This window comes from Streptomyces sp. NPDC058632 (assembly GCF_042717095.1).
Classification (GTDB): domain Bacteria; phylum Actinomycetota; class Actinomycetes; order Streptomycetales; family Streptomycetaceae; genus Streptomyces.
The window spans coordinates 53,953-67,913 of the sequence record NZ_JBHXQZ010000040.1 but is presented as its reverse complement, the minus strand read 5'-3'; the positions used below and the strand labels follow the sequence as shown (position 1 = coordinate 67,913).

The 13,961-nt window shown below is 68.0% G+C and carries 12 protein-coding genes, 1 tRNA gene and 4 pseudogenes; 9 read left to right on the top strand and 8 right to left on the bottom strand.

The genetic code is table 11. The annotated features are described in order from the left end of the window. Nucleotides 1-206 precede the first annotated feature (206 nt). Nucleotides 207-884 (bottom strand): annotated as a pseudogene (locus ACFWVE_RS17540) (transposase family protein); the annotation flags it as partial. 49 nt (nucleotides 885-933) lie between these two features. Between ACFWVE_RS17540 and ACFWVE_RS17535 the strand changes: the two are divergent. Then, nucleotides 934-1,363: pseudogene (locus tag ACFWVE_RS17535) on the top strand (integrase core domain-containing protein); the annotation flags it as partial. Nucleotides 1,364-1,547: 184 nt separating this feature from the next. Here the strand turns inward: ACFWVE_RS17535 and ACFWVE_RS17530 are convergent. From ACFWVE_RS17530 to ACFWVE_RS17520, 3 genes are all read right to left on the bottom strand, one after another. Continuing rightward, nucleotides 1,548-1,991, bottom strand: coding sequence for a PIN domain-containing protein (locus ACFWVE_RS17530; RefSeq protein ID WP_384014538.1), 444 nt, complete (start codon nucleotides 1,989-1,991; stop codon nucleotides 1,548-1,550). Continuing rightward, complete coding sequence (locus ACFWVE_RS17525) at nucleotides 1,988-2,248, bottom strand: CopG family transcriptional regulator (protein ID WP_384014536.1); 261 nt, start codon at nucleotides 2,246-2,248, stop codon at nucleotides 1,988-1,990. The genes ACFWVE_RS17530 and ACFWVE_RS17525 overlap by 4 nt, the downstream gene beginning before the upstream one ends. A gap of 636 nt (nucleotides 2,249-2,884) precedes the next feature. After that, nucleotides 2,885-3,190 carry a hypothetical protein gene (locus tag ACFWVE_RS17520; RefSeq protein ID WP_384014533.1) on the bottom strand — a complete coding sequence of 102 codons (306 nt, stop codon included), beginning with the start codon at nucleotides 3,188-3,190 and terminating at the stop codon, nucleotides 2,885-2,887. Nucleotides 3,191-3,447: 257 nt separating this feature from the next. On the opposite strand from ACFWVE_RS17520, the gene ACFWVE_RS17515 reads away from it, so the two are divergent. After that, complete coding sequence (locus tag ACFWVE_RS17515) at nucleotides 3,448-4,281, top strand: PIG-L family deacetylase (RefSeq protein ID WP_384014531.1); 834 nt, start codon at nucleotides 3,448-3,450, stop codon at nucleotides 4,279-4,281. Nucleotides 4,282-5,270: 989 nt separating this feature from the next. Here ACFWVE_RS17515 and ACFWVE_RS17510 read toward each other — a convergent pair. Further along, nucleotides 5,271-5,615 (bottom strand): transcriptional regulator, encoded by a 345-nt coding sequence (locus ACFWVE_RS17510; protein WP_384014529.1) that lies wholly within the window; start codon nucleotides 5,613-5,615, stop codon nucleotides 5,271-5,273. Between the two features lie 77 nt (nucleotides 5,616-5,692). On the opposite strand from ACFWVE_RS17510, the pseudogene ACFWVE_RS17505 reads away from it, so the two are divergent. Beyond that, a pseudogene (locus ACFWVE_RS17505) lies at nucleotides 5,693-5,809 on the top strand (DNA-binding protein); the annotation flags it as partial. A gap of 223 nt (nucleotides 5,810-6,032) precedes the next feature. On the opposite strand, the gene ACFWVE_RS17500 reads toward ACFWVE_RS17505, so the two are convergent. The 3 genes from ACFWVE_RS17500 to ACFWVE_RS17490 all read right to left on the bottom strand — a co-directional run bounded on the left by ACFWVE_RS17500 (nucleotide 6,033) and on the right by ACFWVE_RS17490 (nucleotide 9,297). Then, on the bottom strand, nucleotides 6,033-8,090 hold the full coding sequence (locus ACFWVE_RS17500) for a hypothetical protein (protein ID WP_384014526.1): 2,058 nt from the start codon (nucleotides 8,088-8,090) through the stop codon (nucleotides 6,033-6,035). 482 nt (nucleotides 8,091-8,572) lie between these two features. Beyond that, the gene (locus ACFWVE_RS17495) at nucleotides 8,573-8,923 is read right to left on the bottom strand and encodes a helix-turn-helix domain-containing protein (RefSeq protein ID WP_384014523.1); all 351 of its coding nucleotides are present in this window, start codon (nucleotides 8,921-8,923) and stop codon (nucleotides 8,573-8,575) included. Nucleotides 8,924-8,934: 11 nt separating this feature from the next. Beyond that, nucleotides 8,935-9,297, bottom strand: a complete 363-nt coding sequence (locus ACFWVE_RS17490) for a type II toxin-antitoxin system RelE/ParE family toxin (RefSeq protein WP_384014520.1) — start codon at nucleotides 9,295-9,297, stop codon at nucleotides 8,935-8,937. Nucleotides 9,298-9,914: 617 nt separating this feature from the next. Between ACFWVE_RS17490 and ACFWVE_RS17485 the strand changes: the two genes are divergently transcribed. The 6 genes and pseudogenes from ACFWVE_RS17485 to ACFWVE_RS17460 all read left to right on the top strand — a co-directional run bounded on the left by ACFWVE_RS17485 (nucleotide 9,915) and on the right by ACFWVE_RS17460 (nucleotide 13,905). After that, nucleotides 9,915-10,373, top strand: coding sequence for a hypothetical protein (locus ACFWVE_RS17485; protein ID WP_384014519.1), 459 nt, complete (start codon nucleotides 9,915-9,917; stop codon nucleotides 10,371-10,373). 736 nt (nucleotides 10,374-11,109) lie between these two features. Then, the gene (locus tag ACFWVE_RS17480; protein ID WP_384014552.1) at nucleotides 11,110-11,574 is read left to right on the top strand and encodes a hypothetical protein; all 465 of its coding nucleotides are present in this window, start codon (nucleotides 11,110-11,112) and stop codon (nucleotides 11,572-11,574) included. 149 nt (nucleotides 11,575-11,723) lie between these two features. Continuing rightward, nucleotides 11,724-11,803: transfer RNA gene (locus tag ACFWVE_RS17475), tRNA-Gly, on the top strand. Nucleotides 11,804-12,012: 209 nt separating this feature from the next. Next, a pseudogene (locus ACFWVE_RS17470) lies at nucleotides 12,013-12,848 on the top strand (hypothetical protein). Beyond that, nucleotides 12,845-13,192 carry a helix-turn-helix domain-containing protein gene (locus ACFWVE_RS17465; RefSeq protein ID WP_384014517.1) on the top strand — a complete coding sequence of 116 codons (348 nt, stop codon included), beginning with the start codon at nucleotides 12,845-12,847 and terminating at the stop codon, nucleotides 13,190-13,192. The pseudogene ACFWVE_RS17470 and the gene ACFWVE_RS17465 overlap by 4 nt, the downstream one beginning before the upstream one ends. An 11-nt stretch (nucleotides 13,193-13,203) precedes the next feature. After that, nucleotides 13,204-13,905 (top strand): hypothetical protein, encoded by a 702-nt coding sequence (locus tag ACFWVE_RS17460; protein WP_384014514.1) that lies wholly within the window; start codon nucleotides 13,204-13,206, stop codon nucleotides 13,903-13,905. Nucleotides 13,906-13,961: the final 56 nt, after the last annotated feature.

Genomic DNA, 13,961 nt, shown 5'->3' with positions numbered 1-13,961 from the left:
TATTTAATCGTTTTCCCCGGGGGGTGGACGCCGGGGGTGGCTATACACAGGCCGTTTTTTGACCACACCCCCACCATCTGTGGAGGGGTTCCCTCGCGGTTTCCCCCGTTAGGTAACGCCGAGAACGCAGCGCCGGACCCGGTCGACCCCTGAGCGGCTCGGGGAGCCGTCGGAAAACAACTCACGAACGCCGAAGCGTCGTTCCAGCGGAGCTTGCGCAGGAGCCGCCGGCCTTTCAGGGTTGCCACGGCGCGTTCGCCGAGGCTGCGGATCTTGGCGTGGTCCCGGTTGTGACGCCGGCGCCAGCCGCGCGGATTCCTGCCCCGGAACGGGACGCGGACGGCGGGACTCGCACCCTGGTACGCCTTGTCCGCCCAGCACTTGATGCCGTCGGCGGCCAAAGTGGCCGGGATGTCGTGGGTCCGGGCCGCGGTCAGGTCGTGTGTGGCTCCCGGCAGCGCGTCCGATGCCCAGATCAGGCGTCCGGCCGGGTCGGCGAGCACCTGCACGTTCATGCCGTGGTGCTTCTTCTTGCCCGAGCGGTACGGGCGGTCGGCGGCGATGCGGTCGATCAGCAGCAGCGTGCCGTCGAGGACGACGTACGCCTTGCTGCGGACCGTGTCCATGGCCTGCTCCAGTGTCGGAGCGAGCGGGGCCAGGAGGTCGGTGGCCTCACGTATGTAGCGGTAGACCGTCGCGATTGCGATGCGGAAACCCGCCGCGAGGCGGGCACAGGTGTCACCGCAGCGCAGGTGCGCGGGGACGGGACGAGCAGGGCCTGCCGGCCGCCGGCAGTGCGGGAGCGTGATCGCGTCGGTGGAGCTCACGCCCCCGTGGCGGGAGCAATGACAGGCGGCAGGAAGCGTCGGCCGAGCCGTAGACAGTACGCCGGCTTCAACGGGATCGGGCCCGCCGCACAGTGTCCGGGACAGCTACATCCACACCGCCGTCGACGACCACTCCCACCTCGCCTACAGCGAGATCCTCACCGACGAGCGCAAAGAGACCGCCACCGCCTTCTGGATCCGCGCCCACACCTACTTCACCAGCGCGGGGATCACCGTCGAGCGCGTCCCGACCGACAACGGCGCCTGCTACAGGTCCCGCCTGACGCGACGCACCTGCCCTGGCCGGGATCGCCCACAGGCGAACCCGACCCTACCGACCCCAGACCAACGGCAAGGTCGAACGCCTCAACCGCACCCTGCTCGACGAATGGGCCTACGCGAAGCCCTACCGGTCAGAGCAGGAACGACGCGACGCATTCCCGGACTGGCTGCACTCCTACCATCACCACCGCGGACACACCGCGCTCGCAGGCAAACCACCCGCCAGCCGCGTCCCCAACCTCACAGGGCAATACACGAGTGCGGCCCACTCACGTTGCAGCACGTCGCCGACCTGCGTCTTCACGTCGACCATCAGCAGGTTCACGCGGGGAGAGCACTCAGCCCGCCCGCCCCGGACGCCCACCGCTCATCGCGCATCTCGACAAAAAGGGCACAACTCCCGGCGGGAGCAGGCGCTTGGCCGCCGAGGATCTCGCGTCAGAGCGGAAGGTCGTCCGGGAGTACCCGGAACGCCTTGTGGCGACCCAGGGGACGCACGGCCCGGAAGTCCCGTCGGTCGAGGCTTAGGATCGCGTTCGTGTCGTAGTCGGCCGCAAGCGCTACGTTCACCGCGTCGGCGAGGTCCAGGTCGAGCGCGCCGTAGCGGACTCGGACGGACTGGGCGGCACCCAAGTGGTCTTCCGTGATCTCCGGCATCACGACACGACCCCGGCTCATCCAGCGCCGCAGGTCGTCAACCGCGCTCAGGGCTGCCTCGCGCCCCAACTCACGCGTGGCCACGTGATCAAGTTCCGCCAGTAGGAGCGGAGACATGATCAGGAGACCGGCCGCCATGATCGACTCGTTCGCGCCCCTGTGCTCCGGGTGAGTCGAGTCGAGAGCGGCCAGGAGGCCGGACGCATCCGCGATGACGATAATCACGCGGCAGTTCCGGAGTCCGTCTCGCGGCGGACCGCGTCGGCGACCGCGTCACGGACCTCAGTCTTGGACGGCGTGCGTCCCGGCCCCTCGAACGTCCGCGAGAACAACGGTTCGTCCCAGACCCGGTTCGCCATCGCCGCGAGATGAATTCCCTGACGGATGATCTCAGCCTCGCTTATGCCCCGCCGCTTGGCCGCCTCTTTGATGATCGCCAGATCCTCGGGGTCGGCGTAGACGTTCGTGCGCTTCATGGACATGTACCAAACATAGTCCATGTACCAGAACGACGTATGTCCGTTGCGCCGTCTTCAGCGGTCGAGGACCACCTTCATCACCTCCCTCGCGATGGAGGACGGCCAAGCCGTCGCCATCGATGCCGCCCTTGCCAGTCCCACCGTCTCCGACGATCACGGCCACGACCACCGGTGCGGGATGGTCGCCGTCGACGGGTGCCGGGGACGACAACTTCCTGCGACATGCGCAATCGCGACCAAGGCTGTCGATCCGCCCGGGAAACAACGGTGACCAGCCGACGCGAGCACCACCTGTGCCCCTGGCCAGACAGCTCAGCGGCGTCGTGCCCACGGCGCGCCCCTCAGAGGGGACAACCACGGTCAACAGCGGTGCGACCAGGTTCGCGCCGCGACACTGGCACAACAAATCAACGCAGGTCAGCACCCATGTAGCCACGCGAGCGTCGTCGCTTCCCAAGCTGAGAGCGCGAGTTCGATTCTCGTCACCCGCTCCACGAAGAAGGCCCAGGTCAGAGACCTGGGCCTTAGCTGTTGTCCAGACTTCGAACGCTTTCAGGGGTTCCGCCGCCTCGAAGAACGGATGTCAACGGCATCCTTGGCCGACCAAGCGCGGCGTGGTTGCTTGTCGCTCGCCTGCACTCAGGTTCCTTCGGTCCAGTACTGGTGAAGTCGGGCCACCGCGTCCTCCTTGGTCAGCTCGGCTACCGTCTCCTCTGCAAGGCCGACCCGATGGAGCAGCGGATACACCAGGTCTGCAGGCAGCGCTTCCTTCGGCACCGCCGGGGCTCCCCGGCCCGGGAGCCGGCCGTCAAGCACCCAGTTCCAGAATTCGTCCTCGGAGACGTCGAGGGCCGGCACGAGTTCCGCGGCCGATGTGGCCAGGCCCACCGGGCTGCAGAACTCCGAGCTCTGCAGCCCTTCCCTGGCGCTGAACGACTCCCACACGAGCTGGAATGCGCCAACGCCTGTGTCTGTCGCCTATCTCGTTCGCGTTGGAACGCCGACGTGCGGGCCAAGCGGCCGTGCCGGGAACAGCCGGTCCGGGCGGCGGTGTTGCATCGACCGAGGCACCGGCGCCGCGCGGGCGGGGAACACGGAGACCACAAGGTCGTCCGCCCCACCAGGATCCGGGCCCCGGGATCGCGGCGGTACGCCCGCCGCGCTACTTGGACCAAGACGTATTTCTGCAGGAGGACTGTTTCATGACTGACCGGCCCTTGACCCTCATGGCAGTACACGCCCACCCCGATGACGAGGCCACCGGAACCGGAGGGGTCCTCGCGCGGTACGCGGCGGAAGGCATCCGCACGGTTCTCGTGACGTGTACCGACGGCGGTTGCGGTGACGGACCGGAGGGTGTCAAGCCGGGTGATCCCGGTCATGATCCGGCGGCGGTCGCCTTGATGCGCCGTCACGAACTCGAGGCGAGCTGTGCCGTCCTGAAGGTCAGCGATCTGGAGATGCTGGACTACGCCGACTCCGGGATGATGGGCTGGCCGAGCAACGACGCCCCCGGAGCCTTCTGGCAGACCCCCGTCGGGGAAGGCGCCGCCCGACTCGCGGAACTCATGCGGCACTACCGACCTGATGTGGTCGTCACCTACGACGAGAACGGCTTCTACGGCCACCCCGACCACATCCAGGCCCACCGCATCACGATGGCGGCGCTGGAGATGACCGCGCTGACACCGAAGGTGTACTGGACCACGATGCCCCGCTCGGGGATGCAGCGGTTCGGCGAGATCATGCGCGAGTTTCATGAGGACATGCCGGAGCCGGATCCTGCCGAGGCCGCCGCGATGGCCGAGATCGGCCTCCCTGACGATGAGATCACCACGTGGGTGGACACCACTGCGTTCAGCAGTCAGAAGTTCGATGCGCTGGCCGCGCACGCCAGTCAGGGCGAGAACATCTTCTTCCTCAAGATGGGCAAGGAGAAGTTCGGTGAGTTGATGGGCACGGAGACCTTCGTACGTGTCAAGGACACCACCGGCGCCGCCGTACCCGAGAACGATCTCTTCGCCGGACTGCGCTGATCCACCCGTCCGGCCGGCGGCCGGAAAAGCTCATCGGCCGCACGGCGCAACCGAGCGGGACACACGGAGTCGCCGTTCGTCGCGAGCTTTCCAGCGCGGTCAGTCTCGGTGACCGCGCTGTCACACGTGACTTCGGCGACGAGCAGCGCTCCATACGGTTCCTCGCCGAACCACGCGGTCGTCGTGACTTTGCGCGGACACTCGAGCGTCGTGGGACTTGGACACACTTCTCTGACAGTGCCTCCGCGGTACCCCAGCTGGGCCACTCGTATGCAGCTGCAACGTCACATCAACAGCTGGTCTCCGTACGAGGCGGCCCATGCGCGGTTGCACCGTCAGCAACGCCGGCCTCTCCCCTCTCGAGGTTCCGTGCCCTCCGCGTGCCCGTAGAGACGGAAAACCACGGTCGACAACGGTGCGATCCGACCCACACGATCACTTCGAGCACCAGGTATCTGCGCTGGTCAGAGCCATGCAGCCCGCCCAAGCGCCCTCGCTTCCCAAGCTGAGAGCGCGAGTTCGACTCTCGTCACCCGCTCCAGAAAGAGATCCCAGGTCAATGGCCTGGGGTTTGTTTGCTGTCCGGGCCCGTACGGGCATCCCGCGCCCTCCACGTACCCCAGCCACGGAACCCCCCTCGACCAAAGGGGGTGGTGCGGGTGTGACAGAGCCACCACCTGCCGAGCACACCCCGGAACGGACCTCGATCGTCTTCAAGGCGGAGGTCTGGTGGTAAAAGCCGGTACGAACGCGGGGCGCGGTCGCGCCCGGCCTTCCGCGGTTCCCTCGGACACTCGGCGAGGGGCGGAACGCGGAGCTCCAGGCCCGTGGAACTCCAGGCCGATGGGCCCGCCGCGCTCGTTGCCGGCCAGGGTGGGTTCGGCGAAGGCCGTCTCCAGGCAGGTCGCGTCGGTCGTTCCCACTCGGAGCGCGGCCGGCTGGGGAAGGCAGGCAGGCCGGAGGCGAGGTTCATCCGGATCCGACGGTCCTCAGGGAGCCGGATCCGACGGTCCTCGGAGAGCCGGGTCCGACGGCCCCACGATCGCCCGCAGCGCCGCGAGGTGTCCCCGGTAAGCGTCCCGGCCCCGCCGGGTCAGCCGGAGCCAGACCCGTTGCCGGGTGTCGCGAACGGCCTTGCGCTGCTCGACGTAGCCGGCGTCCATCAGCACGGTGACGTGCTTACTCAACGCGGACGCCGAGAGCTCGAGTTGTTTTTGGATCAGGCCGAATTCCGCCTCCCCCGCAGTGTCCAGGAGGGCGCAGACGCGCAGCCGGTTCGGGGCGTGGACGGTGGTGTCGAAACCCTCCAGCGGGTCGTGGTTCCGGGTGCTCACGCGGCCCTTCGGTGCAGGCGCACGAAGGCGAGGTGAAAACCGACGGACACGGCCGCACCGATCAGCGAGGCCGCGATGACGCCTTCGTCGCCGCGATGGCCCTGCGTTCGCCGTCCCCCGCCCTGATCCTCACCTCCGACCGCGACGACTGGACCGGACTCTGCGGAGACCGCGTGATCATCCGGGACGTCTGACACCGGCGAACCCGGACTCGGCACAGCGGGGAGAAGGACACCGTGCTCGTGCAGCGTCCCTTCCGACGGCCTTGATCCGGCACGGGTCGCGCTCGATCAGGTCGTCGTCCACGACCGTCTCCACGATGCCTTCAGGAGGCACCGCGTATCGGCACGCACGCTCGAGCAGCCCCGCGTCATGGAACGGTTGTGAGCACTGCCCGTTCACCGGACACCGGAGTCCTTACGCCGAGGGCCCCCGTCCCTCCTCTACCAGCTCCCACGCGTGGGCGAACAAATCGGGCACGGTACGGGTGGGAAGAGGGAGTGGGTTCTCCAGCCGGCCGTTGTACGAGCGTTCCACCCCCAGCAGTTCCGCCTTCCACGCCTCCATGGGCTGGTAGGGCTTCCCGGCGTGGATCCACTCGCCCGGCAGGAAGAGCCGGCGGCCCGTCCTCGCGCGCCTGTCCTCGACGACCAGGCCGCGCTCGACCAGCACGGCGGCGGCCTTCTGGTGCCGGTCGGCCTTCCAGCCGTTCCACACACGGATGTTGCGGTCGCCCGGCGCGTACAGGGTCAGCAGTTGCAGGTAGAGCGCTGCCGCGTCCTCGTCGATGCCGAGCCCGCCGGCCGCCCGTCCCAGCACGTCGGGCGTGGAGACTGCCGGATTCGTCTCGTACGACCCCGGAGGCAGCGAAGAGTCCTCGAGCCGCTCGACGATGCGCGCGCAGGCCGGTCCACGCAGCCACTCGACCATCTCGATCCCGGGATCGTGACGGGGGTCCGCCCGGGCCGCCGACAACGTCCGGGAGCGCTCGTCGTCGCCGTAGAACGCCGGGCGGAAGTACAGCCGGGGCTGGGAACGATCGCCTCTGCGGTCGACGACGCCGTCCACGACCACGGTCAGTCCGTCGTCGACGCTCGCGACCTCCAGTGGTTCCGGGCCGGCGTAGGGACGCGAGCCGAACCTGTCGTGCACATCGGCGACCCGGTGTCCCACCGTGTGGCTGAGAACGCCGGCGTTCAGCAGCAGGCCCGGATGGTCCACCCGCTCCCGCAGCGCCCGTAGGAGGGCGGGTGCTCCGGCGCGGACCGGGTCACCGGAGGGAAGCTCCGCGTAGACCCGGAAGAGGTTCGACACGGCGACGTGCAAGACGTCCTTGAAATCGTTGAGGTCCCAGCCCCCGGCAGTCAGGAAGGGGCCGAATTCGCTGTTCCGGATCCAGGGGTCGAGGTTCGAACCGAGACCGCGTATCGAAGCGTGGTCGGTGAACGCCGCGCAGAAGCGGCCCGCCGACAGCGGGAACGGATGCAGCTCGATGGCCGCGTTGAAGGTGCGCTCCGGGACCACGGTCCGGCGGCCGTACCGATCCCGCCACGCATGCGCGATCCGCTCCGCCACCTCGCGCATGCCCTGCGGCTCCCACAGCTCGGCGGGATCCTCGGGCAGCACGTCCGCCAGCAGTTCGAGGCGGTCCAGCGAGCCCATCCGGCAGGGCTCGTGGACGCCGTCCTCGATCTCGGCCACCTTGAGCCGGTGGATCCTCCGTTCCCCGTCGTCGAGGTACGGCAGATACCCTCCGGCAAGCATCCCCGCCAGAGCGAAGGACGCCGCCGCACGGCCCATCCCCGTTCCGTCCCTCAGCACGGCCACCGCGTCGAGGTCCCACGGCACCGGGCCGCGCTCCCGGACGAGGTCCACCAGCCGGCGCACCTGATCGGCATCACCCCATCCCCCACGCGGGACGTCGGTCACCTCCTCGATCACCCCCGGGCTCGGCGGATCCGACTCCCCCGCCCGCAGGTCGACGAACTTCCGCAGCCCTTCGGTGGGCCAGCCGACCACGACAGCCGCCCCCCGCTCGTCCCGGACCACCACGGGGCCGCCCTCGGTCACCCGTACGAGGCCCGTGCGCATCCGGGCCCGCGGATCGGCGAAGGGACTGTCCGCCCAGATCTCCAGCAGCGCGAGCAACCGCCGGCGCCGCTCATCGCGGGTGGGCTCCACCACGGCACGCAACGCCACGGCACCGATACGCCCGATGAACCGTGACCAGGACCCCTCCCCCGCTGTTCCCGGCCCCTCGTCCGGCCCGGTCGGCTCTCCCGTCCCGGCGAGACAGCGCCCCGTCCGCTCGACAGCGGCCAGTGCCCCCTTGCCGCTCCAGTACCCCAGGCCGTCCACGAGCCCGCCCAGCGCGGCCGCCAGACCGTGATCGTCGAGGGCCGCCATCTCGGCCCGTGCCGTCAGCAGCCCACTCCCGGTCATCCCGTCTCCCCGTACCGCACTCGAGCGCTCCATGAGGCGATCATGACGTACCGGTCCGACAGCGGACGCGGCACTTGATGGCCCGTCATGTCCGCCCGTACTCACCTCACGGTGACGTAGTGCGGTTCACCCCCGAGCCACCTGGCAGAGACACATTTCACCCGAGGGTCCATGCAGCCGCGAAGGCATCCCTGGACTCGGCATACGCGTCAGCCGGGTCAAGCACAGAGCCGTTCGTGCGCACGCTCCGTCGGCCGTTGTCCGAAGCCGTGCCCACGGCGTGCCCACGGCGTGCCCACGGCGTGCCCGTAAGAGCGGACAGTCACGGTCAACAGCAGTACAACGGAGCTCACAACCACGTCGGTACATTGCGTCCGAGCAGGCCAGCAGGGCACCCGTGGCCATGGCGGTGGAGGTCGGCGTCATCAGTGTCGAGCAAAGGGAACAGCTCAAGGCCCTGTGGGTGAGCCACGTGCAGAACTGATGAACCGCAGCCCTGCAGCTCTCGCTGACGGTTACACCGCCGCGCTGCCCTGATTGCCGCTGGCCGGCATGCGCAGGGTGTGGTCGCCGAAGTCCGCGACCAGATCCAGCCTCCCGCCGAGTGCCTCCACATAGCGAGCGATGACATCCAGGGTGGCGCTCTCACCGTGCTCGATCTGGGAGACCCGGGCAACACTGACGCCCATCCGGGCCGCCACATCCCGCTGGGTCAACCCGGACTGCTTGCGTGCCTCGGCGAGCTGGTGGCCACGCGCCTCGGCGAGAAGCCGACGAGATCCCGCTTCCACCTCGGCGGGCTCCACGCCTGCCGCGTACAGCTCCTGCTCCAGAGCCTCCCAGTCCTGCGCAGCCTTCTTCGGCATGTGCCTACTCCTCAGTCCTCGTCGTCGCTGGTGTACTCGTGGTAGAGCTGCTCGGCCAGCGGGATGTTGTCGCGGTACCAGCGCTCCCAGTTTCCGGCCTTGTCACCGCCGAGGAGCAGCAGGGCCGAGCGAGTCTGATCGAAGGCGAAGACGATCCGGATCTCGGAGCGCCCACCCGATCCCGGCCTCAGCTCCTTCAGATGATGCAGTTCCGAGCCCTTCAACCGGTCCACAAGAGGGCGTCCCAAGGTCGGCCCTGCCTCACGCAGGGCGGCCACCGCCTGCGCGACCTGGGAAGCCGAACCCAGATCCTCCTTGATCAGGAGCCTGAACCACTCCGCGTACTCATCGGTGGTCTTGATCGCCCAGCCCAAGACGGCTCCCCTCGACACCCACACCACAAAGTTAAGGAATTACTTAAACGCCAGCAAGCCGACGATCCGCGCGCGCTGTCGCAACCAGCCATCGAAGACCTTGCCTGGGAGCTCAACTTCCGGACACCCCCAGGAGTCACGTAGCCCCGCCGGAGCCCGCACCTGTGCTTCGCCGTTCGTCCGCCGAGGGCATGACGGTCCGGCCGGACTCCGGACCAGAGCTCGACCCGAAGCTCAGTGACCCGGGTGGCCGGGGTTCCGGTCCGCCGACTACGTCGAACTCACCTTCTGACGCCCCCGGGTGAGGGGGGCCGCCGGAGAACACCATGTGTGTCGCGAGCACTTCGCCGGCGCCGGAGAGGTGGCCGTCATCCCGGCCTGAACGCCGTGACCGAGACTCATGAGGAGTGCGCCTTCGAAACCGATGAACGCGAGCGGTTGTACTGCCTACATCGATGAGGCGCTCACCGAACAGGGAGTCGACGTCGCGGCCCTGACCGCCGGACGCAGGCTCGGTCGGCACGAGCTCACGGACCGATGGCGGGACTGGTGAGCATCCCTCGTCAGGAGAGATCAGGTCGACTGTGGCCAGCGAAAGGAGTGTCTACGATCGCGCGATGAGCTACGACGTCTATTTCTTGAGCCGACGCGGCGGTCAGCCCTGGGATGAGGTCTTGGAGGCGATGGAAGACACGGCCGAGTTCAGCGAGCCGATCCCGGCCCGCCTCCTTGAAGCTTGGGGCCGAATAGTGCCGCAAGCCCGGATGCTTCTGGGTGAAGTAGACATTACGGAGTACGAGCAGGAGTCGCGAGACCTTAGCCACTCGGGCACCGGCATCGACCTGTCCGTCTTGGGTGACGAGGTAAGCATCACTGTGCCCTACTGGCATGCGGGGCACGATGCTGCGGTCGTGCTCGGCAAGGTCTTCGCCCTTTCAGCCATCGTCGAGAAGGAAACGGGACTGACTGCCTACGACCCTCAGACGGAACGCCCGCTGGCGGAGATGCAACCGCAAGGCGCGATAGAGCTGATGTCGAGGATCACCGAGGATTTGCGCAGCCGCTACGGTGGTTGATCAACCGCCGACTGATGCGCTTCGGAGGCCGGTGGGGGTGCAGCGAGGCACACGCGCGCCTGACCGGTCGACGCACCCGCCATCGTGGCTGACTGTCGTCGGCTGAGGCCCAGGCCCCGGCTCTTCCCTGCTGCGTTCAGAACCCGGGTGTGAAGCCGGTTGACTCGTCGATGTGGAACACAGAGCCCAAAGTCGTCGGAGTCCACCCCTCACACAGGGCCGACCGAATGGCCGTAGCAACACCAGAGGGCAACACGGGCTCGGCCTCACGACCTATCCAGTTCCTCGTATGCGGCTGGTTGGTTGTCACCACGAGGACCGTACCTGGGGTGTCCGCATGCTCGACCGCGAACGTACACGGCGACCAGGCCATCCCCTGGAAGTACGTCGGTCTGCCTCGCAGTCGCCAGCGGTAGGCCGTGCCGTCGACAACGATCCGTCGTGATCCCTTGCGGACCAGAGCCATGACTTCTCCTTCAACAGCGAGAATGCTAGCGAGCCCTGCCTCACCGTCCGTCTCGGTTTCCTTCTCATTCAGCGCCGTTCACGGCCGTTCACGGCCGTTCAGACGAGACCGAGGACGGCAGCCGCTACCACGACCGACCGCTCATGAACGCAGGTGAACGGCCCCGTTCCCAGTCCTCGAGGCCACCAACAGGCTTGGAAAGCGTGTTGGGTGACGGTCGAGTTGGCCAAGCGTCACACCTGGATCCACGACACGTGGTCGGCTTGGGATGTGGAGACCATCATCGCCAGTGCCATAGCCGTCCTCGGAACCCTGCTCGGCTCGGGAATCACACTGGCGTTTCAGCACCGCACCACCGACAGAAGCCACCAGTTCACCCGCCGCGAGAAGCTCCGGCAAGAACGACTCGACGCCTACTCCACCTACGCCGGCACGCTGATCAACTACCGCCGCTGCCTGGTGCACCTGTGGTTCTGTGAGCACGAACAACCACCCCCCGAAGACCCTGATGCCGCCCGGATCCGCGCGTACGATCTGCGGTCCAGCGCACAAGAGGCCCTGTTCCGGGTCCAGATGCTTACGGACGACGAGACCTTGGGTCAGGCCGCAGAGGCCGTCCTCGCCGACGTCACGGCACTGGCCAAGACGGAGACCAGAAGCCAGCTCGACCAGCGCCGAGCACAGACCCGTGACGACATCAGCCGAATCGTCAGAGCAGCGAAGAAACATCTTTGAGGCGCCTCCGGACGCACCCCTTCCTAGCATGTCCGGAAACAGCCCCACACCAGCATGACCGCACCACAAGCGCACCAGATCGAACGGGGAACACCAGGGAATCACGGTGAAAGCAGCCGAGCCCGACGGGACGGCACCCCGGCCGTTCGCCCAGCTCAGCAACCGACCCGACCGCAAAGAGCCGCAGCTTCCCAAGCTGAGAGCGCGAGTTCGATTCTCGTCAGTGGAGTACGCGCGGGTTCCGGAGGAGTGCCGACAGCCTGAGAACGCGCATCTCAGCAGGTCGATGAGGGTGCCTTGCGCCCTCGATCCCTCGTGTGGAATCTCTGCAGTAACTCGCAAAATCTGCGAATTATCACAGTAATATGCGTTCTCGTGTCAGATTCTGGAAGTCGCGTGCTGACCCTCGTGCGCCCGGCTCCGGATCAGACGGCCGTGATGGACCCGGCCGGCGTGTCGGTGGAGACCGGGCTCGCGGACGTGGTCACCCTGCAACGGCGGCGCCAGGCACGGATCTCGGTGCACGACGAGGAGAGCTTCTTCCTCGACACACTGTCCGAGTGCCAGTGGGCGCGCGACGCGGCAGGTCTTGCACCCACGACACTGGACGGGCTGATCAAGCCGGTGATCGAGGTCTGCGAGTTCTACGGCACCGTTCCGTGGCAGCTGACCTCCCGCGAGGTCGACCGGTACTTCGCCGGGCCGGGTAAGCGAGCCCAGTCGACCCTGCGCGGCAAGATCAACAAGCTCGACGCGTACTTCGCGTTCCTGGAGCAGCGATACGCCGGCGAGATCATGCGCCGCTTCGGTGCCTCCGTCGAGTCGCCGATCGACCCGTTCAACCGGCCGCGTCACCGCCAAGACTTCGGGCTGCGTATCCCGCCCTCCCAGACGGCGATGAAGGACTTCTTCGGCCGGTGGTGCGAGGACTTGCCGAACGCGCGGAAGTACGCGGTCGCCTGCCGTGACTACGTGATGACGAAGGTCGCCTACCTCTCCGTGTCCGGGCGGCGGAGCTGTGCGGGGTGTGCCTGGGCGACATCCACTGGGAGCACGGCCAGTGGGGCCGGTTCGTCGTCTTGGGCAAGGGCGTCCGGGGCTCCGGTCCCCGTCCGAGGGTGGCGTACCTGTTCCAGGAGGTCCTCGGACACGACTGGACAACGACGACTCTTCGGTACATGGCGACGGCGCCCGCCGACCCGGAGCTCGCGAATCTGGCGGCCAGCTCCCGGGCGGCCCAGCGACTGGTGAGGGACAAGGGGAACCTTCGGTGAAGTGGAATCTGCGGATGGTGGCCGCCCAGCGGGACCTGTGGCGGCCGACGGAGGTGCTCGCCGCCTTTCAGCAGGTCGGGTTCAACCCGTCGCTGAGCAAGGTGGCCGCACTGTGGAGCGGCACGCCGGTCACGGTGCGCCTCGATGACTTGGACAAGATGTGCGCCGCGCTGAACCGCACGGTCGCCGACCTGCTGCAGGCCGAGCCGCTCGGGGCGGGCCGGGCCGCGCCGGAGTCCGACCAGCGCGCGGTCGGCACTGAGGAACAGCCGTCGGCGGGCCCGGTTCGGCCGGTGCCGCGCGGCCGTCGTGGTGCGGGTCCGCGCTCGCTTCCGCCGAGCTGAGGGGATGGCCGGTGGCGGTGGATCGTGGGGAAGGGCTGGCGCGGAGTTGCCCGGTGTGTCTGGGATGGCTGGTGGTGCACTGGTACCGGGTGTGCGAGGTGTGCCGGCCCTGGGCGAAGAAGTACCCGGAGCGCGGGGTGTGCCCGCGATGCCGGCACGAGGCACACCTCAACACGGACGGGTTGTGCAAGCCGTGCCTCTCTGCGATCCGGGCCGAGGATGACGCCGAGTGGGCTCTGGGCCTGGAGGAGGCGCGGGCGCGGGCGGTCCAGCTCACGGTCGGCGGCACGTACGGCGACCGGCCGGTGTCGTCCCGACCGCTGCGCCGGCCCACCAAGAGCGGTTCGAAGGTGGGGGTGGAGTGGTGGGCCAAGCTCCGGAGGCAGCGGGCCGCTCCCGCCGGCCCGCCGGTGCTTGAGGCACAGGTCCGCGGTCAGATCCCGCTCTTCACGGTGCCCCGAGTGCTGGGCGACGCCACGGTCAGTGCGATCGTCGGCCGGCCAGTCGACGGATGGGAGGAGGCCCGCCCAGTGATCGAGGCGATCGAGGCCGAGCACGGAATGACCGCGGGCTGGCGCCGCAAGGTCGCCGAGATGGTCCGACTCGCCCTGGCCGTGATCCCGCCCCGCACCGGGACGGGGATCAGGTGTGGAGCGGGTCGGCCCTGCCCGCTCTGCCGGGGCCGGTCGCGAGCGAAGTACGCACCTGGGTGAAGGTCCTGCGCGAGCAGGGCCCCCGCGAGGGCGATCCGCTCAGGCTGATGCGGCTG

Coding starts and splice junctions, on each gene's coding strand:
- ACFWVE_RS17495 (WP_384014523.1), bottom strand. CDS start 8,923: ATGCCGAAGAAGGCTGCGCAGGACTGGGAGGCTCTGGAGCAGGAGCTG.
- ACFWVE_RS17500 (WP_384014526.1), bottom strand. CDS start 8,090: ATGGAGCGCTCGAGTGCGGTACGGGGAGACGGGATGACCGGGAGTGGG.
- ACFWVE_RS17525 (WP_384014536.1), bottom strand. CDS start 2,248: ATGTCCATGAAGCGCACGAACGTCTACGCCGACCCCGAGGATCTGGCG.
- ACFWVE_RS17485 (WP_384014519.1), top strand. CDS start 9,915: ATGAGCTACGACGTCTATTTCTTGAGCCGACGCGGCGGTCAGCCCTGG.
- ACFWVE_RS17515 (WP_384014531.1), top strand. CDS start 3,448: ATGACTGACCGGCCCTTGACCCTCATGGCAGTACACGCCCACCCCGAT.